At 51.2% G+C, this 24,629-nt stretch carries 24 protein-coding genes and 4 tRNA genes; 25 read left to right on the top strand and 3 right to left on the bottom strand.

Going from position 1 to position 24,629, the window contains the following annotated elements:
• Position 1: 1 nt before the first annotated feature.
• The 18 genes from M3200_RS00215 (at position 2) to M3200_RS00130 (ending at position 15,712) form a co-directional block, all read left to right on the top strand.
• Positions 2-78: transfer RNA gene (locus tag M3200_RS00215), tRNA-Asp, on the top strand.
• Between the two features lie 9 nt (positions 79-87).
• A tRNA-Phe gene (locus M3200_RS00210) sits at positions 88-163 on the top strand.
• Between the two features lie 7 nt (positions 164-170).
• Positions 171-256, top strand: a tRNA-Leu gene (locus M3200_RS00205).
• A gap of 36 nt (positions 257-292) precedes the next feature.
• A tRNA-Leu gene (locus M3200_RS00200) sits at positions 293-377 on the top strand.
• A gap of 282 nt (positions 378-659) precedes the next feature.
• Positions 660-3,239, top strand: a complete 2,580-nt coding sequence (polA, locus tag M3200_RS00195; protein WP_022381526.1) for a DNA polymerase I — start codon at positions 660-662, stop codon at positions 3,237-3,239.
• Between the two features lie 24 nt (positions 3,240-3,263).
• Positions 3,264-3,884, top strand: a complete 621-nt coding sequence (gene coaE, locus M3200_RS00190) for a dephospho-CoA kinase (RefSeq protein ID WP_022381525.1) — start codon at positions 3,264-3,266, stop codon at positions 3,882-3,884.
• 146 nt (positions 3,885-4,030) lie between these two features.
• A complete protein-coding gene (locus tag M3200_RS00185) occupies positions 4,031-4,498 on the top strand; it encodes a lytic transglycosylase domain-containing protein (RefSeq protein WP_288178051.1) in 468 nt (155 codons plus the stop codon).
• On the top strand, positions 4,488-5,189 hold the full coding sequence (locus M3200_RS00180) for a hypothetical protein (protein ID WP_022381523.1): 702 nt from the start codon (positions 4,488-4,490) through the stop codon (positions 5,187-5,189). Before M3200_RS00185 ends, M3200_RS00180 begins: the two co-directional genes overlap by 11 nt.
• A gap of 162 nt (positions 5,190-5,351) precedes the next feature.
• A complete protein-coding gene (rimP, locus tag M3200_RS00175) occupies positions 5,352-5,825 on the top strand; it encodes a ribosome maturation factor RimP (RefSeq protein ID WP_022381522.1) in 474 nt (157 codons plus the stop codon).
• A gap of 20 nt (positions 5,826-5,845) precedes the next feature.
• Positions 5,846-6,982 carry a transcription termination factor NusA gene (gene nusA, locus M3200_RS00170; RefSeq protein WP_022381521.1) on the top strand — a complete coding sequence of 379 codons (1,137 nt, stop codon included), beginning with the start codon at positions 5,846-5,848 and terminating at the stop codon, positions 6,980-6,982.
• Positions 6,979-7,245: an RNase P modulator RnpM gene (rnpM, locus tag M3200_RS00165; RefSeq protein WP_022381520.1), complete on the top strand. Its 267-nt coding sequence runs from the start codon at positions 6,979-6,981 to the stop codon at positions 7,243-7,245. Before nusA ends, rnpM begins: the two co-directional genes overlap by 4 nt.
• Entirely contained in the window at positions 7,238-7,546 is a 309-nt protein-coding gene (locus M3200_RS00160) for a L7Ae/L30e/S12e/Gadd45 family ribosomal protein (RefSeq protein ID WP_022381519.1), read from the top strand. The genes rnpM and M3200_RS00160 overlap by 8 nt, the downstream gene beginning before the upstream one ends.
• 20 nt (positions 7,547-7,566) lie before the next feature.
• Positions 7,567-10,332: a translation initiation factor IF-2 gene (infB, locus tag M3200_RS00155; RefSeq protein WP_022381518.1), complete on the top strand. Its 2,766-nt coding sequence runs from the start codon at positions 7,567-7,569 to the stop codon at positions 10,330-10,332.
• Positions 10,333-10,458: 126 nt separating this feature from the next.
• On the top strand, positions 10,459-10,845 hold the full coding sequence (gene rbfA / locus M3200_RS00150) for a 30S ribosome-binding factor RbfA (RefSeq protein ID WP_022381517.1): 387 nt from the start codon (positions 10,459-10,461) through the stop codon (positions 10,843-10,845).
• Between the two features lie 3 nt (positions 10,846-10,848).
• Positions 10,849-11,814 carry a DHH family phosphoesterase gene (locus tag M3200_RS00145; RefSeq protein ID WP_022381516.1) on the top strand — a complete coding sequence of 322 codons (966 nt, stop codon included), beginning with the start codon at positions 10,849-10,851 and terminating at the stop codon, positions 11,812-11,814.
• On the top strand, positions 11,814-12,665 hold the full coding sequence (truB, locus tag M3200_RS00140; protein ID WP_022381515.1) for a tRNA pseudouridine(55) synthase TruB: 852 nt from the start codon (positions 11,814-11,816) through the stop codon (positions 12,663-12,665). Before M3200_RS00145 ends, truB begins: the two co-directional genes overlap by 1 nt.
• Positions 12,666-12,671: 6 nt before the next feature.
• Positions 12,672-13,592: a bifunctional riboflavin kinase/FAD synthetase gene (locus M3200_RS00135; protein WP_022381514.1), complete on the top strand. Its 921-nt coding sequence runs from the start codon at positions 12,672-12,674 to the stop codon at positions 13,590-13,592.
• Positions 13,593-14,503: 911 nt separating this feature from the next.
• Positions 14,504-15,712: an aminotransferase-like domain-containing protein gene (locus tag M3200_RS00130; RefSeq protein ID WP_022381512.1), complete on the top strand. Its 1,209-nt coding sequence runs from the start codon at positions 14,504-14,506 to the stop codon at positions 15,710-15,712.
• Positions 15,713-15,769: 57 nt separating this feature from the next.
• On the opposite strand, the gene M3200_RS00125 is transcribed toward M3200_RS00130, so the two are convergent.
• Positions 15,770-16,156, bottom strand: coding sequence for a rhodanese-like domain-containing protein (locus M3200_RS00125; protein WP_022381511.1), 387 nt, complete (start codon positions 16,154-16,156; stop codon positions 15,770-15,772).
• Between the two features lie 11 nt (positions 16,157-16,167).
• The gene (locus M3200_RS00120) at positions 16,168-16,881 is read right to left on the bottom strand and encodes an Rpo12/RPC10 RNA polymerase subunit family protein (RefSeq protein ID WP_022381510.1); all 714 of its coding nucleotides are present in this window, start codon (positions 16,879-16,881) and stop codon (positions 16,168-16,170) included.
• A 163-nt stretch (positions 16,882-17,044) separates the two neighbouring features.
• Here M3200_RS00120 and M3200_RS00115 point away from each other — a divergent pair, with 163 nt between their 5' ends.
• From M3200_RS00115 to M3200_RS00100, 4 genes are read left to right on the top strand one after another with little or no spacing between them, the layout of a single operon-like run.
• Positions 17,045-17,458 carry an acyl-CoA thioesterase gene (locus M3200_RS00115; RefSeq protein ID WP_022381509.1) on the top strand — a complete coding sequence of 138 codons (414 nt, stop codon included), beginning with the start codon at positions 17,045-17,047 and terminating at the stop codon, positions 17,456-17,458.
• A gap of 2 nt (positions 17,459-17,460) precedes the next feature.
• The gene (locus M3200_RS00110) at positions 17,461-18,234 is read left to right on the top strand and encodes a glutamate racemase (protein ID WP_022381508.1); all 774 of its coding nucleotides are present in this window, start codon (positions 17,461-17,463) and stop codon (positions 18,232-18,234) included.
• Positions 18,235-18,242: 8 nt separating this feature from the next.
• Positions 18,243-18,800 (top strand): hypothetical protein, encoded by a 558-nt coding sequence (locus M3200_RS00105; protein WP_022381507.1) that lies wholly within the window; start codon positions 18,243-18,245, stop codon positions 18,798-18,800.
• Position 18,801: 1 nt separating this feature from the next.
• Positions 18,802-19,455 carry a coenzyme F420-0:L-glutamate ligase gene (locus M3200_RS00100; protein WP_022381506.1) on the top strand — a complete coding sequence of 218 codons (654 nt, stop codon included), beginning with the start codon at positions 18,802-18,804 and terminating at the stop codon, positions 19,453-19,455.
• Positions 19,456-19,508: 53 nt separating this feature from the next.
• Here the strand turns inward: M3200_RS00100 and M3200_RS00095 are convergent, their stop codons facing one another.
• Positions 19,509-20,453 carry a D-2-hydroxyacid dehydrogenase gene (locus M3200_RS00095; RefSeq protein WP_022381505.1) on the bottom strand — a complete coding sequence of 315 codons (945 nt, stop codon included), beginning with the start codon at positions 20,451-20,453 and terminating at the stop codon, positions 19,509-19,511.
• 181 nt (positions 20,454-20,634) lie between these two features.
• Between M3200_RS00095 and M3200_RS00090 the strand changes: the two genes are divergently transcribed.
• The 3 genes from M3200_RS00090 (at position 20,635) to M3200_RS00080 (ending at position 24,466) form a co-directional block, all read left to right on the top strand.
• Positions 20,635-21,861: a divergent polysaccharide deacetylase family protein gene (locus M3200_RS00090; protein ID WP_022381504.1), complete on the top strand. Its 1,227-nt coding sequence runs from the start codon at positions 20,635-20,637 to the stop codon at positions 21,859-21,861.
• Between the two features lie 8 nt (positions 21,862-21,869).
• Positions 21,870-22,595, top strand: coding sequence for an SDR family NAD(P)-dependent oxidoreductase (locus M3200_RS00085; RefSeq protein WP_022381503.1), 726 nt, complete (start codon positions 21,870-21,872; stop codon positions 22,593-22,595).
• A gap of 323 nt (positions 22,596-22,918) precedes the next feature.
• Positions 22,919-24,466, top strand: a complete 1,548-nt coding sequence (locus M3200_RS00080; protein ID WP_022381502.1) for a hypothetical protein — start codon at positions 22,919-22,921, stop codon at positions 24,464-24,466.
• The last annotated feature ends 163 nt before the right edge of the window (positions 24,467-24,629 follow it).

The following is a 24,629-nucleotide window of genomic DNA, read 5'->3' as shown; positions in this document are numbered from 1 at the left end:
CGGCCCGGTGGTGTAGTGGTCTAACATGCCGCCCTGTCACGGCGGAGATCGTCAGTTCAAATCTGATCCGGGTCGCCACTTATTTTTGCCTCGGTAGCTCAGTTGGTAGAGCAAAGGACTGAAAATCCTTGTGTCAACGGTTCGATTCCGTTCTGAGGCACCATATCTATGCGGCTGTGGCGGAATGGCAGACGCGCTACTTTGAGGGGGTAGTGGACTTACGTCCGTGTGAGTTCAAGTCTCACCAGCCGCACCATTCCATTTCTTGTTTCTCGTTGTTGTAACTACATATGCGGTCGTGGCGGAACTGGCAGACGCGCTATCTTCAGGCGGTAGTGGAGTAATCCGTGAGAGTTCAAATCTCTCCGACCGCACCAGCTCAAAAAAAATCTCATCAGAAATGATGAGATTTTTTTGTGGTTGAAACAGGCTGCCTGAGACAAAGACCAGGACCGGATGGATCGAATCCGCCTGGCAGTGTATCCAGCGCCTTACATTATATAAGGAAATGATCCTGCTTTTTCCATTTCTGGTATGCCTTAAGGGAAAAGATTCTTCCCTGCCTTTTTGTACAGGAGGGGCCGGAGGCCTTCCGTGAACAGGCACCCTCAAATATGGTATAATGTAATACATATTGTGTCCTTAAATGGGAGGTATCCATGGAAAATAAATTAGCCATCATCGATGGCAGCAGCCTTCTGTACCGCGCGTTTTATGCGCTTCCTCCGACGATGACGTCGCCTGACGGCGTGCCGACGAATGCCGTCTATGGTTTTCTTCGCATGCTGCTCTCTCTTTACCGCGAGCTTGATCCGGCTTATGTCGCTGTCACCTTCGATAAAGACCGCCAGACGTTCCGCATGGAAATGTATGACGGGTACAAAGCGACAAGAAAGCCGGCTCCGGCCGAGCTCGTTCCGCAGTTCGATCTCATCCTTGAGGTCATGCATGTCATGGGCGTTGCTGTCTACAGCCTTTCCGGCTATGAAGGCGACGATGTCCTGGGCACGCTTTCTGCACGCTATGAAAAGGAACTGCCTGTCGCTATCGTGACAGGGGACCGCGATGCGCTGCAGCTGGCAAGCGACAGGACGACCGTCTACCTTACGCAGAAGGGAATTTCCTCCATGTCTGAAATGACGCCGAAAGCTGTCGAGGAAAAGTACGGCATCACGCCGTCCCAGGTCATCGACATGAAAGCGCTCATGGGCGATACCGCCGACAACATCCCGGGCGTTCCGGGCATCGGCGAAAAGACAGCGCTGAAGCTTCTGACGCAGTACAAGACGCTCGACAATCTCTATGCGCATGTCGATGAAATCAAGGGCGCACAGGGAAAGAAGCTCGCTGCCGGAAAAGACATGGCATACCTTTCCTACAAGCTCGCTGCGATCAAGAGAGATGTTCCGATGGAAACGACGCTTGAAGAAATGGCGCAGCCCGTTCATATCAGCGAAATGAAGGAACTCTTCAGCCGCCTCGGCATCAATCTCCTCTCCCAGTTCGGCGAACTTCCGCGCTTCACGGCTCTGGCCGAAGCGAAGAAGGAAGAAGTCGCAAAGGCAGGGGAGAAGGCAGAAGACTGGAAGGATGGCCTGTCCTTTGAAGGAAAGGAAACCGCCATTTCCTTCGATCTTGAAGGAACGGCTCCTTTCTTTAAAGCAAAAGGCGTAGTCATTGCAGAAAATGGCCATGCCTACCTTGTAAAGGCAGAGCAGTTTGGAAAAGCGGCAGAAGCTTTAAGGAAAGCCAAAGTCGTCATCACGGAAAACAGCAAGCCCATCATGGAAACGGATTTCCCATGGGAAGGGATTCCTTTCTTTGACACGACGATTGCCGCCTACCTCCTCGATCCGACAAGAACGACGTACCCGCTCTCTTACCTGGCAGGCCTTTTCAAGAAGCCGGAAATCTATGCTGACGAAATGAAGGACTTCGCTTCCAAGGGCGCAGCCGTTTCCCTCTTCCTCCTTTCCATTTATGAGGACGCTAGGGACATGCTCAAAAAGAACGGCGTTGAAAAGCTCTATGACGAAGTCGAGCAGCCACTCGTGAAGGTCCTTGCCGCTATGGAAAAGGCAGGCATTGCTACGGACACGAAGCGCTGGGAAGAAGTCCATGCTGACATGAAGTCCAGGGAAGAAGCGCTGATTTCCAAGATTTACGAAGAAGCAGGGGAAGAATTCAATATCAATTCGCCCAAGCAGCTCGGCCATATCCTTTTTGAAAAGATGGGCCTTCCTGCAGGAAAGAAGACGAAGACAGGATACTCGACGGCCGCTGACGTGCTGGAAGAACTGGCTGAGCAGTACCCGTTCGTGAAGAATATCCTTGAATACAGATCGCTTTCCAAGCTGATTTCCACATACCTCGAAGCACTGCCGCTTTTGATCCGTAAGGAAACAGGACGAATCCATACGACGTTCAACCAGACGGTCACGGCAACAGGACGCCTTTCAAGCTCCGATCCGAACCTGCAGAATATTCCGGTCAGGACGGAAGAAGGAAAGAAGATCAGATCGCTCTTCGTTCCGGGAGAGGGTTACGATTCCTTCATTTCCTCCGATTACTCGCAGGTCGAGCTCCGCGTGCTCGCGCATATGTCGGAAGATGAAGGGCTCATCCGTGCTTTCCTCAATAAGGAAGACATCCACAGAAGAACAGCCGCTGAAGTCATGGGCATCCCGTTCGAGGACGTCACGCCTGAGCAGCGTTCGCATGCGAAAGCCGTCAACTTCGGCATCATCTATGGCATCAGCGATTTCGGCCTTGCGCGCCAGCTCGGCATCACAAGGACGGCTGCTGCCGACTATATCAAGGCATATTTTGAAAGATACCCGAGCATCCATGCGTTCATGAACAGGATGATCGAGGATGCAAGAAAGACCGGCCGCGCCGTGACGCTCTACGGGCGTTACAGGGAGCTCGCCGATATCAACAGCAAGAACTTCCAGCGCCGCTCCTTTGCGGAAAGAACGGCGATGAACACGCCGATCCAGGGGACGGCCGCCGACATCATGAAGATGGCGATGATTGCCGTCTATGACAAGATGAAGGCAGGAAATTTCAAGAGCCGCGTGCTGCTACAGGTCCACGATGAACTGGTGGCAGAAGTCACGGCCGATGAAAAGGAAGCAGTCGCAAAGCTTCTGAAGGAAACGATGGAATCTGTCGTAAGCCTCAGAGTGCCGCTTGTGGCTGATGTGAATGAAGGGAAAAACTGGGCGGAGACGAAGTAGCCCGATAGAAGGCAGGAGAAAAGATTGTACAGGATAGGACTTACGGGAGGGGTTGGAAGCGGAAAAAGCACCGTTTCCAATTACATGCATACACTGGGGATCCCGGTGATCGACGGGGACAAGCTGGCCCGCGAAGCGGTCACGCCGGGAAGCCAGGCCATGGCGAGGATGGAGCAGGTCTTCGGGAAGGAAATCTTCAATGAGGACGGCACTCTTGACCGCCTGAAAACGGCCGAGATCATTTTTACAAATGAAGAGAAAAGGCAGCAGCTGAACGACATCATTCATCCTTATATCTGGTACCGCACGCAGGAGGAGCTTTACCGCGCGCAGGATGAAGGCCATTCCGTTGTCGTCCTCGATATGCCGCTCCTTCTTGAAATCAGCTGGCAGCTTCGTGTCGAGGCCGTATGGATCGTCGAGGTGCCGCTTGAAGTCCAGATCAACCGCGTCATACACCGTGATCATTTCACGAGGGAACAGGTACTGGAAAGAATAGGCAAGCAGATGCCGACATTAAACAAGCTGAACTATGCCGATGTCGTCATTGACAACAGCCATTCCGTCGAAGAAACGGAAAGGCAGGTCAGGGAAGCGCTGAAGCATGTTCCGGGATTTGTATTTCCGGAGGGAATGGAAGTATGAGAATTGCTCTGAAACGCAGGAAAAGGGAAGTCAGACGCCACCAGGGAAACACCGGGGCTTTGGTGTTTGTCTTTTTGCTTGCGCTTTTGAGCATGCTTGTGCTTTGGCTGATTCATAATTCCCCATTCCTCCGACCGAGCGTAGAAGTGTCGATCTTAATCGAGAAAAGCGCGGAAGAGCAGCATGTATCACCTTCTCTCCTGCAGGCTGTCATCCTGACGGAGAGCAAGTTCGATGCCAAGGCTGTTTCCCATGTGGGAGCGGTCGGAATGATGCAGCTCATGCCGGAAACGGCGGAGTGGATTTCCGAAGAAAGCGGCCTTCCTGCAGACGACCTCAACCGGCCGGATGAGAACATCCCGCTTGGCGCATGGTACCTGAATTTCCTTTTGAAGAAGTACCACAATAATGAAGTCCTGGCTCTTGCCGCCTACAATGCAGGACGCGGCAATGTCGACGAGTGGGTGGAGAAGTACAACTGGGGCGAAGGCTTCTCCAAAGTCGATGAGATCCCCTTCCCTGAGACGCGCGAATTCGTGAAGACGGTCGCCAGCGCAAGGGACAGGCTCGAAGCGGAGAGGAAGGAAAAGGAGAAAGAGAAAAATGGCAGTTGATGATGAAAAGTTAAAAGCGGAAAGAGAAGCGCGCAGGAAGCTTTTCATGGACTGGGACATAGAAAAGGAGCTGCCTGCCGATATCAGCGGATACAAGCTTCACCGGATCGACAAGCAGGACGGGCGCATCTACTATGCCTTCGGCTGGACGAATGAGGAAAACGGCTGGGAAGTCCGAGCACTCTTTGATGAGGAAACGATGGATTACATGGTAAAGATGTACCTGCGCCTTGTGACGCTGACGGAAATCGAGCTCATCACGGGCGACTTTGATGAGTTCAAGAGAAATCTCGTCCTCCTGACGCCAAAAGCCATCGATCACGAGCTGATCCACCGCGAGAATGTATCTGTTTTTGTCAGGGGCAAGGGCTTCATGGTCTGGGACAGCGAGCCTTTCCTTCCTGAAACGATCGGCCATTACCAGAGGATGATCAAGCCGTCCATGCCGGTCCTCGGCCTCAACGGGTCCTACATCATAGGGGCGTATGAGTGCCGCGAGAAAGATACGGGCATCCTTTTCTTCTATAATATGTACAGAGACGAGTACTACGGCGAGCTTCGCGCCGGCGGAATCCCGGGTATCATCCATCAGTATGACGCCAAGACGATTCCCGAACTGGAAGAAGCGATCAATAAAAATCTCAAGAAGGATCTTCATGCCCTGTATGAAAATCCGGTCATTGATGATTAAGCACGAAGAAACCGGGGAAAGTTTGCTCCCCTTTACAAGATGTGATATAATAAATCAATAAATCATGTTCGGTTTATTTGTTTTATTTTATCGTTTATAGAATTTCCTGTGGAGTGAGCCTCGGCTCACTTTTTCTTATATTTAACATTCATAGGAGGGTATATGGCGCACAAGGAAGTCGAGGATGCTGTAGAAAAATTACTGGAACCAATTCTTGAAGCGGACGGCATTGAAGTTGTCGACGTGGAATACGTCAGGGAAAGAAACTGGATTCTTCGTATTTTCATTGATAAGGAAGGCGGCGTCGATCTGAATGACTGCCAGGTCATCAGTGAAAAGGCAGGAGCCATACTCGACGAGAAGGTTCTGATTCCGGACAATTACATGCTGGAAGTTTCCTCGCCGGGTCTTGACCGCGTACTGAAGAAGGACAAGGATTTCATCCGCTATACCGGCGAAGAAGTCGATGTCAAATTGTTTGCTCCCCTTGAAGGTCATAAAGGCGTAAAAGCTTTCACAGCTCTTTTGGACGGGCTTTCCGAAGACGGAAGCCTGAAGCTCACGCTGGAAGGCGGCGAAAGCATTGTCCTTGGCAGGGACAAGATCTCGCAGGTCAGACTGCATTTTTCATTTTAATCTCGGAGGAATAATTCATCGTGAATGGCAATTTATTAGAAGCAATACAGAGTTTGGTCAAAGTAAAGAAAGTCGACGCCGATGTCGTATTCGACGCGCTTGAAATGGTGCTGCTCACCGCTTACAAGAAGGAAACGGGAAGCAACGCAAAGACATCCATCAAGCTGAACCGAGAAACCGGCGATTATCAGATTTTTGAAGAAAAGACCGTTGTTGAATCCATCGATCCGGAATCTGAAAATGCAATTAATGAGATCACAGTAGAAGATGCCAAGAAGATCGACAGAAGCTACGAAGCAGGCGATCTTTTGAGCATTGATGTGACCCCGAAGAATTTTGGACGCATCGCTGCCCAGACAGCTAAGCAGGTCATGATCCAGAAGCTGCGCGAAGCAGAAAGAGGATCCCTCTATGAAGAATTCTCCGGCCGCGCAGGCGATGTCATCACCGGCACCGTCAAGTGGAGCGAATCCAGGGCGATTTTCGTGGATCTGGGCCGCTGCGAAGGCATCCTTCCATATGCAGAACAGATCGAAGGCGAAGAATTCAAAGCCAATGACAAGATCAAGTGCTACGTTCTTGAAGTCAAGAAAACCACCAAGGGACCGGAAATCATCCTTTCCAGAACCCATCCGGGACTTCTGAAGAGACTTTTCGAACTTGAGGTTCCTGAAATCTACAGCGGCACCGTTGAAATCAAGAACGTGGTCCGTGAAGCAGGCTCCCGTTCCAAGATCGCTGTTTATGCCATGGACCCAACCGTCGATCCGGTCGGTGCCTGCGTAGGACCGAAGGGCCAGAGAGTCCAGAACATCGTCAATGAACTGCATGGCGAAAAGATCGATATCGTCCGCTGGGACGAAGATCCGGCCATTTTCATTGCCAATGCGCTCTCCCCGTCCAAAGTCATTTCCGTTTCCGTATGGGATGAAGAAAATTCTTCCTACGTCGTCGTTCCTGACTACCAGCTGTCACTGGCTATCGGCAAGGCAGGCCAGAATGCAAGACTGGCTGCCAAGCTGACGAACTGGAAGATCGATATCAAGAGCGAAACCCAGGCCAGAGAAGAAGGCTTCGGCCAGGCCGCTGAAGAGGACGATGGAGATATCCTGGGAGACATCGAAGAAAGCGGACAGGAGGAAGAAACTAAAGAATGAAGCAGAAGAAGATCACGATGCGCATGTGCGTCGGCTGCAAAGAGCTGAAGCCAAAGAAGGAACTCCTCCGCGTCGTAGCGCTTTCGACAGGAATCATTGAACTGGACAGGACCGGGAAGAAATCCGGCCGCGGCGTCTATGTCTGCGACAACATCGAATGTTTCGAAAAGGCATATGAATCCCACGGGCTGGAAAAATCCCTGAAGCGCCCTGTGTCCAAGGAAGTCTATGACTCCCTTAAGGAACAGATTGAAAATGGATGATCCATTATACAGGATGCTGGGCCTCTGCATGAAAGCGGGGCGCCTGCTTTCCGGCAGCGAACAGGTCTCTGAAGGCCTTCGGAAAGGCACGGGCAAACTGCTGATCATCGCGGAAGACAGCTCCCCGAGAACAAAAGAGGAATACACGAATGCAGCGGAGAAATGGAAAATCCCTTACCGTGTATTCGGCGAAAAAGATAAATTAGGGCAGGCCCTTGGCAAGGGGGTACGGACAGCAGCCCTTATAGTAGATAAAGGATTCGGCAAGGCGATCGCTGAAAAGATCGACAACCGGAAATAAGAACGGACGGGAGGCTGCTTATGCAGAAAAAGAAGTACAGAGTATATGAATTAGTAAAAGAGTTTAAAAAGTCGGATAAAGAGGTCATGGACGCTTTGAAGAAGAACCATATTGAGGTGACTAGCCGCCTGTCCGGAGTAGATGAAGGGGCGAAAACCGTTTTGGCAAAAGAATTTGAAGCATCCAAGAAACCAGCAAAACGTCCGCAGATGCGTACCGTAAGGTTCGATCAGCAGGGCAGACCGACTGACAGGAAGTCCGGAGAAGCAGGCCGCAAAGCCGCTTACTCGAGCGTGGAACCAGAAGCACAGAAAGCTCCTGCAGCGCCGAAGCCGGCAGAAGTGAAAGAAGAGGCTCCGAAAGCGGAAGCCGCTCATCAGGAAAGAAAAGAAACCCGCGGAAGAGAGGAAAATACCACGCGCCCCGTAAGAGATAACAGAAACGACCGTCCGAATAATGACAGGAACGACCGCAGAAATGACCGTTCCTCCGGAGATAGAAACGACCGCCCCTCCGGCGACAGAAATAACCGTTCCTACGGTGACAGAAACAGCCGCCCGTCCGGCGACAGAAATGGAAACCGTTCCTACGGCGACAGAAACGGCCGCCCGTCCGGTGACAGAAATGGAAACCGTCCATCCGGCGACAGGAATGGCAACCGTCCGTATGGCGACAGGAATGGAAACCGTCCGTCCGGCGACAGGAACGGAAACCGCCCGTATGGCGACAGAAACGGCCGTCCGGCTGGCGATAGAAATGGCAGACCCGCTGGCGACAGGAACGGCAGACCGTTCGGCGGAAACGATCATTCCAGAAATGATCATTCCCACAGCCAGCATCCGGCAGCCGTTGCTGCTCCGGTAGAAGAAATCGCTCCGGAAACTCCGGCAGTCAGACGTGAAAAACCGGCCAAGAAGAAAACAAAGAAGGACTGGGAAAAGGCAAGAAGAGAAAAGGAAGGCGGCTCTTTGATGGCCCGCTCCCTGAACCAGGGTAAGAAGAAGAAACACAACCAGGAAAAGAAACAGGATACCTATCCGACAGAAGTAACTGTCCCGGCTGCTGTTACCGTCAAGGAACTGGCTGAACTTTTCGGCTGCGAAGTCAGCGAGATCATCAAACACTTGATGGCTCTTGGCGTCATGGCTACCATCAATCAGAACCTCGATCCGGATACCGTCGAAATCCTTGCTGAAGAATTCGGTGTAACCCTTCTGAAACCTGAAAAGGAAGAAGATCCGACGGAATACATTCCGGAACCGGATGATCCTCGTTTCCTCGTACCGCGTCCTCCGATCGTTACGATCATGGGCCATGTCGACCACGGCAAGACGACACTGCTTGACGCCCTGCGCCAGACAAATGTCGCTCTCCACGAAGCCGGCGGCATCACCCAGAGAATCGGTGCTTACCAGATCCGCTACAAGGGTCACAAGATCACATTCCTGGATACCCCGGGCCATGAAGCATTCACCGCTATGCGTTCCAGAGGCGCTCAGCTGACGGATATTGCCGTCCTGATCGTTGCTGCCGATGACGGTGTCATGCCGCAGACCATCGAAGCTATCCACCATGCAAAGAACGCAGGCGTTCCGATCATGGTTGCCATCAATAAGATTGATAAGCCGGGCGCAAACCCTGACCGCATCAAGGAAGAACTTTCCAAGGAAGGGCTCCTCGCGGAAGACTGGGGCGGCGATGTCATCATGACCCCGATTTCTGCCAAGAAGAAGATCGGCCTTGATGACCTCCTGGAAAACATCCTGCTCGTAGCAGAAATGAAGGAACTCAAAGCCAATCCGAAGCGCGAATCTTACGGCGTCGTCGTCGAAGCACAGCTGGATAAGGGCAGAGGTCCTGTCATGAGCGTGCTCGTACAGAACGGCACACTCCATGTCGGAGACGGCATCCTGGCCGGCAAAAGCTGGGGCCGCGTCCGCGCCATGAACAATGAAAACGGCCGCAAGATGAAGAGCGCCGAACCGGCTTCACCGGTTGAAATCCTCGGTATGGACAGCGTTCCGGAAGCAGGCGACCATTTCTATGTCATGGATGAAAGAAAGGCAAGAAACATCGCTGAAATCCGCGCATCCCGTGCGAAGGAAGAAGAACAGAGAAGCGTACAGAAGGTAACGCTCGACAACATCTTCGAAAAGATCAAGGAAGGCGAAATGAAGGAACTTGACCTCATCGTCAAGGCAGACGTACAGGGCTCCGTTGAAGCGCTCGTTCAGTCCCTCATGGGAATCAAGAGTGATGAAGTCCGCGTTTCCATCGTCCACTCCGCTGTCGGCGCCATCAACGAATCCGATGTCATGCTGGCATCTGCCTCCAATGCGCTGATCATCGGCTTCAACGTCCGTCCGGATGCCAATGCAAGAGCACTGGCTGAAAAAGACGGCGTCGATATGCGTCTCTACCGTGTCATCTATGACTGCATTGATGATATCAAGGCAGCTATGGCCGGCATGCTCGCTCCGACCATCCGCGAAGTCGTTCTCGGCCACGCAGAAGTCCGTCAGGTCATCCATACACCGAAACTCATCGTTGCCGGCTGCTATGTACAGGACGGCAAGATCACAAGCAGCTGCCGTCTCCGCCTGATCCGCGACGGCATCGTCATCCACGAAGGCAAGATCGCATCCCTGCGCCGCTTCAAGGATGATGTGAAGGAAGTCGCACAAGGCTTCGAATGCGGTATTTCGCTGGAAAGCTACCGCGACGTCAAGGAAGGCGACCAGCTTGAATCCTTCGAGCTGAAAGAAGAAGCTGCCACCTTGGAATAATCAGGGCAGGCGTTCTTAATTAAAAAGTAAGAGGCCCGCATCCCTATTTCGATGACGGGCCTCTTTATTTCTTAGTATCCGCAAAGAGCGGAAGATCCTGCCGCATGCGGCAAGAGAGGAATCCATATGTCAGAATTACGCGTTAGAAAAATACAGGAATTCATCAAGCAGGAAGTCAGCCAGATGCTCCTCTATGACCTGAAAGATCCGCACATCGGCTTTGTCACCGTGACAGGCGTCCATGTGACCGGAGATTTGCGCGAAGCAACGATTTACGTCAGCCTTTTCGGGAAATCCTGGGAAAAGGCAAAATCGCTCGAAGCGCTCAACAAGGCAAAAGGCTTCATCCGCAAGGAACTCGGCCAGCGCCTCAAGATTTACTACACACCGGAAATTACCTTCGAAGAAGACAAGTCCCTTGATTACGGCATGCACATTGAAGGTCTCCTGAAAAAGGTGCATGACGAAGAAAAGGATAAAGCTCCGAAGGAAGATACTGAAAAGGAGGACTGAAAAATGAGTCTTGGCAAAGATCATGCTGTCGAAATCGACAAGCAGCAGGCTATGGATTTCCTGAAATCCCATAACCGTTTCCTTCTCGTAGGACATGAGCATCCGGACGGAGACGACGTAGGCTCCATCTGCGCGCTGCACAATGTCCTTCTCTCCATGGGCAAGGAAGCCGACATGGTTCTTCCTGATCCCGTGCCGAGAGTGTACACCCTCGTTGAAACATCTGCACAGGTCATGACATCCATTCCGGAAGGAAAGGATTATGATGCCATCGTTTTCACGGACCTTTCCAACCTGGAAAGAGGCGGAAATTTTGATTTCCCGGACGTGGACAGCCTCTGCATCGACCATCACAGAAGCAATGAAAGATACACCGATTACCTTTACCTGCGCTACCACTATGCAGCAACGGCAGAAATGCTTGCTGAAATGTTCTTCGACGAAGGCATCCAGATGGACAAGGACACATGCAATGCCCTTTACATGGCCATCGGCACCGACAGCGGATTCTTTAAGTTCAGTTGCACATCCCCGCATACGCTCCTCATGGCAAGCAAGCTGGTAGAAATGGGCGCTGATCCCTCCTACATTTCCAACCGTCTGGAAGAAAAAACAGAGGAAGCCATGAAGTGCTACAAGATCGTGGCAGGCACCGTCCATTCCTATGCGAACGGCAAGATCGTCATCGCATACATGGACAAGGAAGCCATGGATCTTGACGGTGAAAATTCCGATTACTACGCAACGATTCCGCGCTGCATCAAGGGATGCGAAATCGCTGCCCTCTTCAAGTACAGGGGAGAAAAGGAAACTCGTATTTCCCTGCGCGCCAAGGAATATGCCAATGTAGGAAAGCTGGCTGAGGAATTCGGCGGCGGCGGACACTGGAAAGCATCCGGCTGCACCATCCATGAAACATTTGCAGACGCAGAGCCCGTTTTCGTCAAAGCTGCGGAGAAGTATCTCTGATGGACGGCGTCCTTAATGTCATCAAGCCGAAGGACTGGACCTCCTTCGATGTCATTGCAAAGCTCCAGAGGATCTACCACCAAAAGAAAATAGGGCACGGAGGGACGCTCGATCCCATGGCATCCGGCGTTCTTCCCGTGTTCCTGGGACGTGCGACGCGCCTCATCGAGTATGCGCCCATCCATACGAAGAGATATGAAGCAGAATTCATCATGGGCATCAGGACGGATACCGAGGACATGACGGGAGAAATCCTCGAAAGAGGAGAAGTCCCGTCTGACACGTCCATCTGGGAAGGTGCTGTCAGTGCTTTCCGCGGCGACATCATGCAGGTGCCTTCCATTTATTCAGCAATCAAGGTGAATGGGGAAAGGGCCTACAAGCTTGCCCGCGAAGGAAAGGAAGTCGAGCTCAAAGCGCGCCCCGTCACGATTTATGACCTGACCATCCGGGAAATCGCGCCGCCCGTCATCAAGCTGCATGTGACCTGCTCGTCCGGCACGTACATCCGGGCGCTTGGAAGAGATATCGGTGAAAAGGCAGGATGTCTTCTTACGATGTCCTCCCTTGTCCGTACCGTCGTCGGTCCCTTTTCTATTGAAAACGCAAAGACGATGGAGGAAATCGAGAAGGATCCGGAAGGATCCCTCATGACGAGTCTGAAACCGATCCTTTCCGGCCTTCCCAATATCGAGCTTTCCGAAAAGGAAGCCAGGGATTTCCTTCAGGGGAAACGGCTCAAGACGAAAAAAAAAGACCTTGATATGGCGGCTGCCTTCCATGGGGACACGTTCCTCGGCACCGCATACGTCAAGGCAGGCATCATTCATCCAAAGAAAGTTTTTTCGTGAGGAATTATGAAGATTTTACATGCATTGGAAGAAATTACGGACGGAGAACCCCGCGTTTTCGTCCTTGGATTTTTTGACGGCTGCCACCTGGGCCATCAGGCGGTCTTTAAAGAAGCAGCAAAGCTTGCGGAAGAAAAAAGTGCCGGAATCGGCGTCATTACCTTCTATCCGCATCCCATGAGCGTTCTTGCGCCCGGCATCCGCGTCCCTCTTCTCCAGTCAGAAGAGGAAAAGGCAGAGTCCTTCCGGAAGGCAGGCATGGATCTGGCCGTATTTATCCGCCCGACGAAGGAATTCCTCTCTGAAACAGCAGAATCATTCCTGAAAAACCTCGCAGATATTCCAGGCATCAAAGGCATTGTGACGGGAGATAACTTTTCCTTCGGGAAAGGCGCTTCCGGCAATGTTTCTTCTATGAAATCCTATTTTGAAGGAAGCGATGTTGCCGTTGTGACAGCGCCCCTTGTTTCCGAAGGCGGAAAAGTACTGTCGAGCACGACGGTACGCACGCTGATCGAGGCGGGAAAAGTCGAAGAGGCAGCAAAACTTCTTGGAAGGAACTATACGATGTCAGGCGACGTCGTTCACGGCTTCCACAGAGGAAATGATCTCCTGGGCTTTCCGACAGCGAACCTTCGCATGCCCGATGCACGCGTCCTTCCTGCCGACGGCGTCTATGCGACGAAGACAAGGATCGAAGGGAAATGCTATCCGTCCGTCACAAACATCGGGACGAATCCGACCTTTGGCAACAGCGAAAAAACAATCGAAACCTTCATCATTGATTTTGATGAAGAAATCTATGGGAAAAGCTTTACCCTGGAATGGGTGAAATATATCCGCGGCGAAGTGAAGTTTGATTCCGTAGACGCACTGAAAGCACAGATAGAAAGCGATATAGAAACAGCAAAGAAGATCCTTTTTTGATGCTTCCAGCGATAAAGACCTCCCCGAGCGGATCAGGGAGGTTTTTTCATGCGCGGAAGAGATATCATGGATGTCATGCTGCCATTTCCTGCATATCAGACTGTGAAAAGGCGGTTTATTAATAGATTGCATGCTATGAATTAAAGAATTAACAAGCTTCTATGTATTTAAATTGTATACTATAAGTTATAAATCATTGTATAATTCATAGACAAGTTACAACTTATAATAAAAATAAATGATTATGGCGATTTTTTATATATTGGAATCTATGATTAAAAGATGAAGGGATTTTTGAAACTGCTGAAAAGAAATATTGGATAGTATTCTATTCAAGAAGTATGATAAGACCATAGTTACAGGTTCGGGGAAGCCGAACGAGTTATACCGGAGGCACAGACCATGAGAGATCAGCAGATCGAAAACGAAGTTGTAGAAGAAGTCAGACCAGAAGAAATTTGCTTCGCATTACTTGAACTCGTAAGCATGGGAAAACATTAATACTTCTCCAAGAGCTGCCGCCGGGCAGCTTTTTTCTTTAGGGCTTTATAGTTTCTAGATGAGACAAATCATAAATATGCTGGTATCCTCTAATCGAATATACCGGCACAAAAGGGATTGTGGCAAAATGATTGCGTATTTGTCACAGCCCTTTTTTGCTGGCTGAAATATAGACATTCTCTATAAGTATATACATGAAGATGGGAGTAAATGGCAGTATTTTGGTACATTTAAACGATAACTGCGGCCTCTTCATGATTGACATCCCTTTATGGTAGATTTAAAATAATAATACTAGCATTATATTTGCCTACGATTCCAATGAGAATCTTTGTTGGTAGCGGCCGCAATTATAATATGGAAAAATGGGATTTTCCTAGTCAATTCTGTAGAGTAAAGGAGAGATTATTATGGCTATTCACTTTTCTGAAGTACTGTCTAAGATGAAAGGCTCCGACCTTGGTCCATTGCTGGCTCTTACCGCTCAGCCGGACATTATTTCCTTTGCCGGCGGTCTCCCAGCTCCGAGAACATTTCCTCTGAAAGAATTGACTGAAGTTGCAGTCAAAGTCAGAGAAGAAGACGGCGCCGGCGCTATGCAGTACGGCCCGTCCCTCGGTTTCATGGGACTTCGCCAGGCTATTGCCGACCGCATGAACCGTATGTATTGTCCGATGGGCATGGATAAAGTCGATCCGAAGAACATCATGATCACCACTGGCTCCCAGCAGGGTCTTGACATCACCGGACGCGTATTCATCGACAAGGACGATGTCGTTCTCATTGAAAGCCCGTCCTACCTGGGCGCTATCGGTGCATTCGCTCTCGAACAGCCGAAATTCGTCGAAGTTCCGACCGATGATCAGGGCATGATCCCGGAAGAACTGGACAAGATTCTCGCAACAACCGACAAAGTCAAATTCATCTACGTCATCCCGAACTACCAGAACCCGACCGGTATCTGCTGGTCCCTGGAACGCCGCCAGAAATTTATGGAAGTCGTTACCAAGTATGAAATCCCGGTATTCGAAGATAACCCGTACGGCGACCTGCGCTTTGAAGGCGAAGAAATCGCTCCGCTCGTTTCCATGGATCCGAAGCACCTCGTCATCTATTCCGGCACCTTCTCCAAGACACTGGCTCCTGGCATGAGACTGGCATGGCTCGTATGCAACGATGAAATCCTTGCAAAGATGGACCTCGTCAAAGGCTCCACCGACCTTTCCACACCATGCGTCACCCAGCGTGAAGTTGCTATGTACATGGAAAACTATGATTTCGAAGGCCATATCAAAGAAAACTGCAAGCTGTACGCACACTGCCGCGACGTTATGTGCGACGCTATCAAGAAGTACTTCCCGTCCGATGTGAAGTCCACCTATCCGCATGGCGGCCTCTTCCTCTGGGTAGAACTTCCGGAAGGCTGCGACGCACGCGACCTCTTCAAGTATGCCATCGAAAGAAAAGTCGCTTACGTACCAGGTGACTCCTTCTTCCCGGCATCCGGCAAGAGAAACTACTTCCGCCTGAACTTCTCCTACAATGACGACGATGTCATCGAAGACGGCGTAAAGAGACTCGCTGATGCACTCAAAGCTTACCTGGCTGACAAGAAATAATTGATGCAGGCACTAAAAAACTCCATCCTCGGATGGAGTTTTTTGTTTAACGGAATATTATTTCTCGATTTCATAAGGCCAGTCAAGAATGCCGCCAAAGTCATTGACGTGCTTGTAGCCCATGGAAACGAGCTCCCTGGATGCCTTGAGGCTTCTGACGCCTGAGCGGCAGTACACGAGAAGGACAGCGTCCTTGTCCGGAAGGGCTTTTTCAGCAGAAGAGGAAACGGTCCCAAGCGGAAGGAGCATGGCGCCCGGCACATGGCCTCCAGCGTACTCAGAGGGTTCCCTCACGTCGACGATGGTGACATTTCCCTTATCCATCATCTCTTTGGCTTCGGATGCGGAAATTTTCTTGTATGCGCCGTCAGCTTCAGCACTGCAGCCGGTCAGCAGAAGAGCGGCTGAAAAAACGGCGAGACTTAAAATCATGTATTTAATCATAGTGCCTCCTGTCAGGAATTTTTGGTAAATGAAAAGAAATCACGGATTTTTTGCCAGAGGGAGCGGACCGGATTGAGGTGCATCGGCTCTGCAGGTTTTCTTGCATGCTGCGCCTGGCGGACGAGGCTCATGTTCCTGTGCGCTGTCCTTGTGACGATCCTGGGCGGGGGAGTGAATTTCTTCTCCGTCTGCACAGGTTCTTTCTTGATCACGGTGACAGGCCTTTCAGGTGCTTTGATCGTGCGGCGTCTTCCCGATGCTAGGCCGCTCTTGAAAGCGGCATAGCCTTCCTTTTCTTCCTTCTTCTGCGCAGAAACCATGCGCGACTTTGGCGTGGGGGCCGGGGAAGGGGAAGCGGCGTCTTCCGATGTGACTGCCATGCCCGTCCTCATATCGAAATGGGCAAAGCCAGGTTTTGCGCTGAAAGGATTGTCCCCGAAATCATGGGCATGGGAAGGCTCCGGCGCTTTCTTTGGTGGAAGCGGCGCTTCTTTACTGCCCGCATTCCTTTCAAGCTGGCGGACGACCCTTTCCCGTACTCTTGGGTCGAATGTGGATTCTTCCTCGCTCCAGAAACCGGACTGCTGGATTTTTCTCTTGTCCAGGTCATAGGAGACGCGCGCGCCGCAGCGGGTGCAGCGCACGGATCCTTTTCTTTTCTTTACATCAATATCAAATAATGTCAGCTTCTGCCCGCAGGCGTGACAAATGAGTGTGAATGCCATACATGGACCTCCGTTCCTGTTTAAGTATAATCTAGTTGGAACCTTTGGGCAACGGATAATGAAAAGGGCGAATAATTCTTTTCCCGGAAAAAGGCACAGGAATTGACCTTTCCCTGCGTCATGGGGCTGAGTATGGTATAATATTTGGATATGGAGGGCAATGATGTTTACTTATAAAAGAAGAGTCAAATTCTATGAAACAGACGGCATGAGAGTCGTTCATCATGCCAACTATCTTCGTTATTTTGAAGAAGCGAGAGTCGAGTACCTGCGCGCAGGCGGGATTGACCTGAATGATCTCATGAAAGAGGGAATCGTATTCCCGATTCTTGAAATCAGCGCCAAGTACATCAAATCGGCCGAGTATGATGATGTGCTTCTCATCAAGACGTACCTTCGCCGGGTAGACCGGGCGCGCCTTGACTTCGAGTATGAAGTCGTGCGTGAAAAGACAGGCGAGGTCCTGACGACCGGGAAGAGCACCAATACATACACCAATATGAATACAGGAAGGATCGTCAGACTTCCTGCAGAAAGGCTGGAGAAACTGGTTTCACTCTCGGAAGGAGACAGATAATCATGGACAACAGGGCAGTCGGAGTGATGGATTCAGGCGTGGGCGGTCTTACCGTTGCGCGCGTGCTGGCAGAGAAGTATCCGAAGGAAGGCATCGTCTTTCTGGGGGATACGGCAAGAAATCCCTACGGGGAACGTCCCGTAGAGGAAATCGTGCGTTTTTCGGAAGCAATCAAGGATTTCCTTCTGAAGAAGGACGTGAAGATGATTCTGGTGGCGTGCAATACCATTTCCTTCAACGTGCCGCCATCCTTCCTTGAAGGGGATGTTCCTGTCATCAAGATGAGCATGAACGTCGCGCTGCCCGAAGACGCGAAAAAAATCGCTGTCTTTGCAACGCCGGCTACGATTTCGGCCCATTCGCACAAAAAGTATCTGGCAAAGGCGCATCCGGAAGTGGAAACCGTCGAGATCCCTTGCGAGGGACTGGCGGCTGCCATTGAGAGGAATGAGGATAAAAATTCCATCCGGGCTCTTTTGCAATCCATACTGAAGGAGTATGATACACAAGGGGCGGACACGGCGCTTTTGGCTTGCACGCACTTCCCGCTTGTGGAAGACGTGTTCAAGGAAGTGCTCCCCGGCGTCCGTTTCCTCGATCCGGCGCTTCCGACCGTCGAAGACGGCATGAAGATACTCCGTGAAAAGGGAGCTCTCGCGGATAAAAAAGGGGAAAAGCATTTTTATTTTACGGCGGGAGAAGACCGCGCAGCCGGACTGGTCAATAAGATCTTCGGTATGGAGACAGTGGAAAAAGCAAATCTATTAGGAGTGTGATCAGAGAAATGTTGTTATTAGTTGTAAAGATTCTGGCAGTCATCGTACTGCTCATCTGCCTGGGCTTCATTGCATACTGGGCAGCGGCAGTCATCAAGGGCGACTGTGTGCTGAAAGTGGAAAAGACGAAGAAGACGCCTTTCAAAGTAGTGGACATGGGACCGAGAAGCGTCATCCTTGCCTGCACGATTCCGATCAAGAACGTCGGCCGCCAGCTCGGCACCATCATGGATGCCTTCGTCCGCACGTACCTTCCTTTCGAACAGTATGACGAAGCAAGAATCACTGCCCATCTGACAGACAACGATGTACCGAGAGATGACGATTACTGGCAGGCTTACATCGTCGATCCGGGTAAATCCAAGAAGTTCCTGATCACGCTTGAAATCAAGGGCAAGGGAGACAACATTCTCCGCGACCTTGAAACGTTCCCGGAAATAGCCATGGACATTATTTACCAGGTCGTTGCCAGAAGCGATTATTACTATGCAAAGACACGCATCATTCTCACGAAGGAAGAACTGAGAAATGCACTGTATGAATACACATCAGCGGAGGTGAAATAAGATGGCAGAACTCGAACTCATCCCTGTTCATACCCGCATCCTGACACACCATGATGATATCGTGGATGCCATTAAGGAATACGCAGGCGCTGACATCACAGACCATGATATCGTCTGCACCGCTGAATCTGTCGTAGCAATCACGCAGAACCGCTATGTACGCCCTGAAGAACTGAATGTCTGCTGGCAGGCCCGCCTTATGAACCGCTTTGTTCCGGCAGCCGGCTCCATGGCAAGCATTTACGGCATGCAGGCCGCTATGGATGAAGAAGGGAAATGGAACATGCTCTTCTCCTTCATTCTCGGCGCTGTCGCCAAAGTATTCGGGAAACGCGGCGTATTCTATGCCCGCTGCCGTCAGGCATCCCTGATCGATGATGTCACAGGCACCATGCCTCCTTTCGACAAGTGCCTCGTATACGGCCCGGCCGATACGGACAATGTCTGCGAAAGAATCAAGCAGGAAACAGGCGCATACGGCGCTGTCATTGCAGACGTCAATGACCTCAAGAGAGCAGCCGTCCTTGGCAAGAGCAAGGGCCTCGATCCGAACCAGATCGCACAGATCCTGATCGACAACCCGTTTGGCAATGACAACCAGAAGACACCGATCGTCATCATCAAGAACTTCACTGATGTCATGCATCAGAGCTAAGAAGTAAAAGGAAATAAAAAAAGCTGGCAGAACGCCAGCTTTTTTAGTTGCTCTTAATATCCTTTTTTCTTGTCCATTTCATTCATCAGTTTTTCGCCGCGACTGAAGTTGACGAAGTTCGTCTGAAGAAGCGCTGTCAGCTTGTTCCAGAAATCCGGCACCATGGATGCGGTGTGCGGGGTCATGATGACATTCTTCATTTTCCAGAAGGGATGATCGGCAGGGAGCGGTTCCTTGGAGAATACGTCAAGGCATGCGCCTGCAATGGAACCTTTTTCGAGGGCATCGATGAGCGCATTTTCATCGACAATCGATGCACGGGCGATATTGATGAAGAGAGCTGTCTTCTTCATGGCAGCAAACTGATCAGCGCCGAAGAAGTTTTCCGTGTCCGGTGTGGATGGGAGAGCGGCAATGACGATATCCGCTTTCGGAAGTACATCCATGAGTTCTTCCTGCGTGTAGACGTGATCGGCAAAGAGTTCGGTGGAAAGGTGCTTCTTGACGGCAAGGATCTTCGTTTCGAAGACCTTGGCCCTCTGTGCAATGGCGCGGCCGATGCTGCCAAAGCCGACAATCAGGATGGTTTTTCCAAAGAGGGATTCGCCGCGCGGACGGATCCATTCACCCGCTTCCTGGTTCCTGACAGCTTCAGGAATGCGGCGCATCCAGGAAAGGAGAAGCGCCATCGTATGCTCGGAAACAGAACGGTCATGGACGCCGTGAGAATTGGTGAGGATGATCGGGCGTTCCATCATTTCCTTGGTGAGAAGACGTTCGACACCGTCAGAAAGGGAGTGTACCCAGCGGACTCTGGGAGCTGCTGCAAGGAGCGGTGCAATGTCCTGGAAGCCCCAGAGAGCGATGGCATCTGCATCGGAAACGTGCGGCAGAGCCTCTTTCGGGGATTTGTACGCTTCAACGACAGAGCCTGGCACTGCATTCTGCAGTTCGGCCAGTTTTTCTTCGGAGAGTTTATTAATGACTACGAGTTTCATGATTGACTCCTTTCTGTTGATTGCGCAAATAGATTCATTTCCTTCATTATACCATCATCGGGGAAAAGGGGCTCGCCTTAAAAATGAAAAGGCAGGAAGAAAAATGACGAAAAGGCATCCCTCATTTTGATGTGGTTTCCAATCTGCTATAATAAAAACAATGAACTATAAAGGAGAAATTATGGCAGAAAGAAAAAACAGCACCAGAACGGGAAGGACAAGGCGGCCGGCCAAAAGACCCGTCAGGAGAAGACGCTTGAAAAAGAGCGGCCATCCGCTTCTCTTCTGGCTGATATTCATGATTGCGGTCGCGGGCGCCGCTTACATGACAGACCGCATGACAAATGAGCCCGGCGGACAGCCCATCCAGAATGTGACGGCCATTCATCATCTTTTCAATGATAAGGAAGAGCAGGGCGTCGTTCCTTCTGAAGATGCGGGTAGTCCGGAAAGCTTGAAGGAAAGAATCAAGGCAGCCGTCAAGAAGATCACGAAGGATAAGGGAAATGACGATACAGAGACCGAGACGTCGATCACGGGAAGCGTCATGAGCGCAATTACAGGAAAGAAAGCCTCGGAATCAGAGTCGTCTACCAAGAAGGAAAGCGTTTCCAAAGAAACATCTTCGGAGGATACCAGTTCCTCATCTGATTCTTCCTCTAAATCCTCTACATCGTCCAAAACAGTCAAGGCGGAGGCCAAGGCACCTGCGACAGCGCCTGCAAGGAAGGAACCGTCTCCTTCCACAGTGACGGGACGTCTGGTGGTCGTCATTGATGATGCGGGAAGAGACCTTGCTTCCCAGGAAGTGTATGAATCGATCGGTGTCCCGTTCACGCTGGCTGTCATGCCCAATCAGGTGCATACAAGGGAAGCGGCGGCGTCCTGGGCGGCGCATGGCATGCCCGTCATCCTGCACCAGCCGATGGAATCCGTTTCGGGCTCAGGCATGGAAGCCAAGACGATCCTGACGTCGATGAGCGATTCCGAAATAAGAAGAATGCTTTTAGACTCCCTCTCGCAGGTACCGGAAGCTGTCGGCATCAATAACCATCAGGGCTCGAAGGCAACGACGGACAAGCGCGTCATGGATGATGTCATGAATGAACTCCATCACAGGGGCCTCTTCTTCCTCGACAGCGCGACGAATTCCTATACGGAAGCCGATGGCGCGGCCGCTGAGTACGGCGTGCCCTATGCAAGAAATGACCTCTTCGTGGACAATTCTTCGGATGTTTCCGCCATCAAGGCCATGATCCGGAAAGCCGCTGAAAGGGCGAAGGAACATGGCACCTACATCATCATCGGCCACTGCCGCCCGCACACGGCAGAAGCATTCCGCCAGATGGTCCCGCAGCTTGAAGCAGAAGGCATCAAGTTCATTTATGTATCATCTCTCATGAATTAGGAGGAAGCATGGTAAGAACCATCATCATATCCGGCGGCACGTCGGGAATCGGCCTTGCTGCGGCCAAAATCCTTTCCAGGGAAGGGGCAAGGACCATCCTCCTTGGAAGAGATACGGAACGCGGCAAAAAGGCAGAAGAATCCGTTCCGGGAAGCCTTTACGTTCCCTGCGACGTGACGAAGACGGATGACTGCGAAAAAGCCGTGAAAGCCGCAAGGACGGTTGGAACGGTTACGGGCCTTGTCCTTTCTGCCGGCGTCTATGAAGAGAAACTTCTGGAGAATACGACCGATGAGGATATAGAAAAACTTTTTGCTGTCAATGTATTCGGCGCCATGAAACTTGCACGCGCATCCATTCCTGCCCTTCGGGAAGGGAAAGGTGCTATCGTAGGCGTTGCATCGGATGCGGCGATTGAAGGAAATGTCCAGTGCAGTCTTTACGGCGCGACAAAGGGAGCGCTTGTTTCCTTCATACGATCGCTTGCACTGGAACTTGCGGTCGAAAATATCCGCGCCAACGTTGTCTGCCCGGGCGATGTCGATACGCCCCTTCTTGTAAAACAGCTTGCCTCCTATGGCGGAAGCCGCGAGGAAATGGCAGAATGGTATCCGCTTTCCCGCATTGCAAAGCCTGAAGAAGTCGGGGAAGTCATCGCCTTCCTCCTTTCGGAAAAAGCATCCTTCATGACGGGGACCGTGTTACCCGTAGACGGCGGGCTGACCGACTGGTAACAGCATAGGAAAAAGCGAAGCACCTTTAGAGTGATATAGAAAAATAATATAAGAGGGATCAGGGAAGGAGATATTTCCTCTTTCTTGCGGTCCCTCTTTTAATGTACACTTTTTCTTCGGTGGATTCGGCCTTGGATAGGGATGGGGAAAGCCATTGGTCAGAAAGGGAGAGAGCCGGTCATGAAGAAGGATTCCGCGTCTTTTGTTTGTCAATCGGTCAGAATATTTGTATAATAAAAATATAAAGTTTCATAAAGTTTCTGAAAAAATAAGTGAAATTCACTTGTCATTCAGGACCGGCCGCGCCGGGCAAGGAGGAAATTATGAACGAAGATAAGGATTTGGAAAAGACACCGGTTGTTCGTCCGGAAAATGCTCCTGTAGTCAAGAAGGAAGCAGAAGTTCCTATGGAAAAACCGCAGGCAGGAGTGCCAATGGAAAAGGAAGCCGCAGGTGTCCCGATGGAAACCGCTGCCGAAGTCAAAGAAGCTCCGGCAGAAGCTCCGAAGGAAGAACCGGCCGCAGAAGAAGCACCGAAAGCAGAAGAAGCACCGAAAGCAGAAGAAGCTGCTCCTGAAGCAGAAGAACCCGCTGAAGAAGTTCATGTCGATTCCCCGGAAGCCGATGTCGAAATCAATATCATCGACGACCGCGATGAAACAGCAGACAGTTTGATCCGCTGGGGCGCAGGCAGAGCCGGCGTCATCGTTGCCGCTCCGCTTCTCGGCACAGTCGCTCTTATTGCCAATGAAGTCTACATGATTTCCAAGATCGGCAAAGTATATGGCGTGGAACTCAACCAGACCGCCGTCCTCTCCTTTCTGGGATCGATGGGTGCTACCGTTGTGGGAAGCACGCTTGCCACACTGATTCCGATTGCTGCCATGCAGATTCCGATCGGCGTTTCCGTCACCTACGGCGTAGGCAAGGCAGCGCAGAGATGGATCAAGGACGGCATGCCGGATGATACACGTCCGTACAAGGAAGTCTTTGAAGAAGAAAAGGCAAACGGCGAAAAGGACGAAAAGGAACTCGAAGCCAATCCGAAGAAGGATGAACCGCTCGGCGATGAAAAGAAAGATTTCACCAAGGAACTGAAGAAGAGCTGGAACGACATCTATCCGGAAAGAGCTCACAATACCATCAATCAGCTGGCTGACCAGCTGCAGGACAAGGCAAACATTTTCGGAGACAAGCTCGTCAATGCGCTGAAGAAGGCAGGAGTCACGGACGAACAGATCGAAAACGCCAAGTACACCATCCTCGGTGCTTCCGAAGTCGCTCAGGAAACAGCACAGAAGACGGCAAAGGATTTGCAGGCCATCGCCCGCATCAAGAGCCGTGAATTCAGGAAGGATGCCGCTGAACGTGCCAATGATATGAGAGGCATGGCCAGAGACCAGATGGACGTCCTCCAGAAGAAGACCGATGAAATGAAGTACAGGACAGAAGTCCAGTCCGAACAGATGAAGCTGAGATCTGAAAAGCTGAAAGCCCAGGCACGCGTCCAGATGCAGGAAGCAAAGATCCAGGCTGGAAAGCTGAAGATCCAGGCGCATGACCAGGCACAGGCTGCCCAGGAACGCGCACAGGAAATCACCGATACCACAAAGACAAAGGTACAGGAAGTTTCCGATACCGTGAAGACAAAGACAGCAGAATACAAGGAAGCTGCCCAGCAGGCTGCCGCTCAGACGAAGGAAACATTTCGCCAGACAGCAGAAGACTATAAGGCAAAAATCGAAGAAAGAGCTGCCCAGAAAAGAGCCGAAGCTGAAGCAGCAGGAAAGGAAAATGCTCCCGTTGAAGATGCCGCAAATGCTGAAGGAAAAGCTGAACCAGCTGCTAAACCTTCTGACGAAGCCAAATAAGAAAGAAACAGCCGATCTTTCCGCTCTTCATAAGGAAGAGGAAGGATTTGTCATGAGGAGGCGGATTTCCCCCTGGGCCAGAAGAAGGCACCACGGGAGGAGAACCAACCACCCCTGGGTAAGATAAATAAAAGAGGCTCTTCACGGAAATTTGGGGGATGAA

The sequence above is a fragment of the Dialister sp. CAG:357 genome (assembly GCF_000435155.1).
Lineage (GTDB): Bacteria > Bacillota > Negativicutes > Veillonellales > Dialisteraceae > Dialister > Dialister hominis.
Note: the sequence above shows the minus strand (reverse complement) of the source record. Positions and strands in the feature narration are given on the sequence as shown.

What these genes read in the sequence shown, in the direction of transcription:
- polA (WP_022381526.1), top strand. Translation starts at nt 660, where the DNA reads ATGGAAAATAAATTAGCCATCATCGATGGCAGCAGCCTTCTGTACCGC.
- M3200_RS00160 (WP_022381519.1), top strand. Translation starts at nt 7,238, where the DNA reads ATGGATGATCCATTATACAGGATGCTGGGCCTCTGCATGAAAGCGGGG.
- M3200_RS00115 (WP_022381509.1), top strand. Translation starts at nt 17,045, where the DNA reads ATGTTTACTTATAAAAGAAGAGTCAAATTCTATGAAACAGACGGCATG.
- rnpM (WP_022381520.1), top strand. Translation starts at nt 6,979, where the DNA reads ATGAAGCAGAAGAAGATCACGATGCGCATGTGCGTCGGCTGCAAAGAG.
- truB (WP_022381515.1), top strand. Translation starts at nt 11,814, where the DNA reads ATGGACGGCGTCCTTAATGTCATCAAGCCGAAGGACTGGACCTCCTTC.
- M3200_RS00130 (WP_022381512.1), top strand. Translation starts at nt 14,504, where the DNA reads ATGGCTATTCACTTTTCTGAAGTACTGTCTAAGATGAAAGGCTCCGAC.
- M3200_RS00110 (WP_022381508.1), top strand. Translation starts at nt 17,461, where the DNA reads ATGGACAACAGGGCAGTCGGAGTGATGGATTCAGGCGTGGGCGGTCTT.
- M3200_RS00090 (WP_022381504.1), top strand. Translation starts at nt 20,635, where the DNA reads ATGGCAGAAAGAAAAAACAGCACCAGAACGGGAAGGACAAGGCGGCCG.
- M3200_RS00100 (WP_022381506.1), top strand. Translation starts at nt 18,802, where the DNA reads ATGGCAGAACTCGAACTCATCCCTGTTCATACCCGCATCCTGACACAC.
- M3200_RS00135 (WP_022381514.1), top strand. Translation starts at nt 12,672, where the DNA reads ATGAAGATTTTACATGCATTGGAAGAAATTACGGACGGAGAACCCCGC.
- M3200_RS00145 (WP_022381516.1), top strand. Translation starts at nt 10,849, where the DNA reads ATGAGTCTTGGCAAAGATCATGCTGTCGAAATCGACAAGCAGCAGGCT.
- rimP (WP_022381522.1), top strand. Translation starts at nt 5,352, where the DNA reads ATGGCGCACAAGGAAGTCGAGGATGCTGTAGAAAAATTACTGGAACCA.
- M3200_RS00120 (WP_022381510.1), bottom strand. Translation starts at nt 16,881, where the DNA reads ATGGCATTCACACTCATTTGTCACGCCTGCGGGCAGAAGCTGACATTA.
- M3200_RS00080 (WP_022381502.1), top strand. Translation starts at nt 22,919, where the DNA reads ATGAACGAAGATAAGGATTTGGAAAAGACACCGGTTGTTCGTCCGGAA.
- M3200_RS00085 (WP_022381503.1), top strand. Translation starts at nt 21,870, where the DNA reads ATGGTAAGAACCATCATCATATCCGGCGGCACGTCGGGAATCGGCCTT.
- M3200_RS00095 (WP_022381505.1), bottom strand. Translation starts at nt 20,453, where the DNA reads ATGAAACTCGTAGTCATTAATAAACTCTCCGAAGAAAAACTGGCCGAA.
- M3200_RS00105 (WP_022381507.1), top strand. Translation starts at nt 18,243, where the DNA reads ATGTTGTTATTAGTTGTAAAGATTCTGGCAGTCATCGTACTGCTCATC.
- M3200_RS00125 (WP_022381511.1), bottom strand. Translation starts at nt 16,156, where the DNA reads ATGATTAAATACATGATTTTAAGTCTCGCCGTTTTTTCAGCCGCTCTT.
- M3200_RS00180 (WP_022381523.1), top strand. Translation starts at nt 4,488, where the DNA reads ATGGCAGTTGATGATGAAAAGTTAAAAGCGGAAAGAGAAGCGCGCAGG.
- rbfA (WP_022381517.1), top strand. Translation starts at nt 10,459, where the DNA reads ATGTCAGAATTACGCGTTAGAAAAATACAGGAATTCATCAAGCAGGAA.
- infB (WP_022381518.1), top strand. Translation starts at nt 7,567, where the DNA reads ATGCAGAAAAAGAAGTACAGAGTATATGAATTAGTAAAAGAGTTTAAA.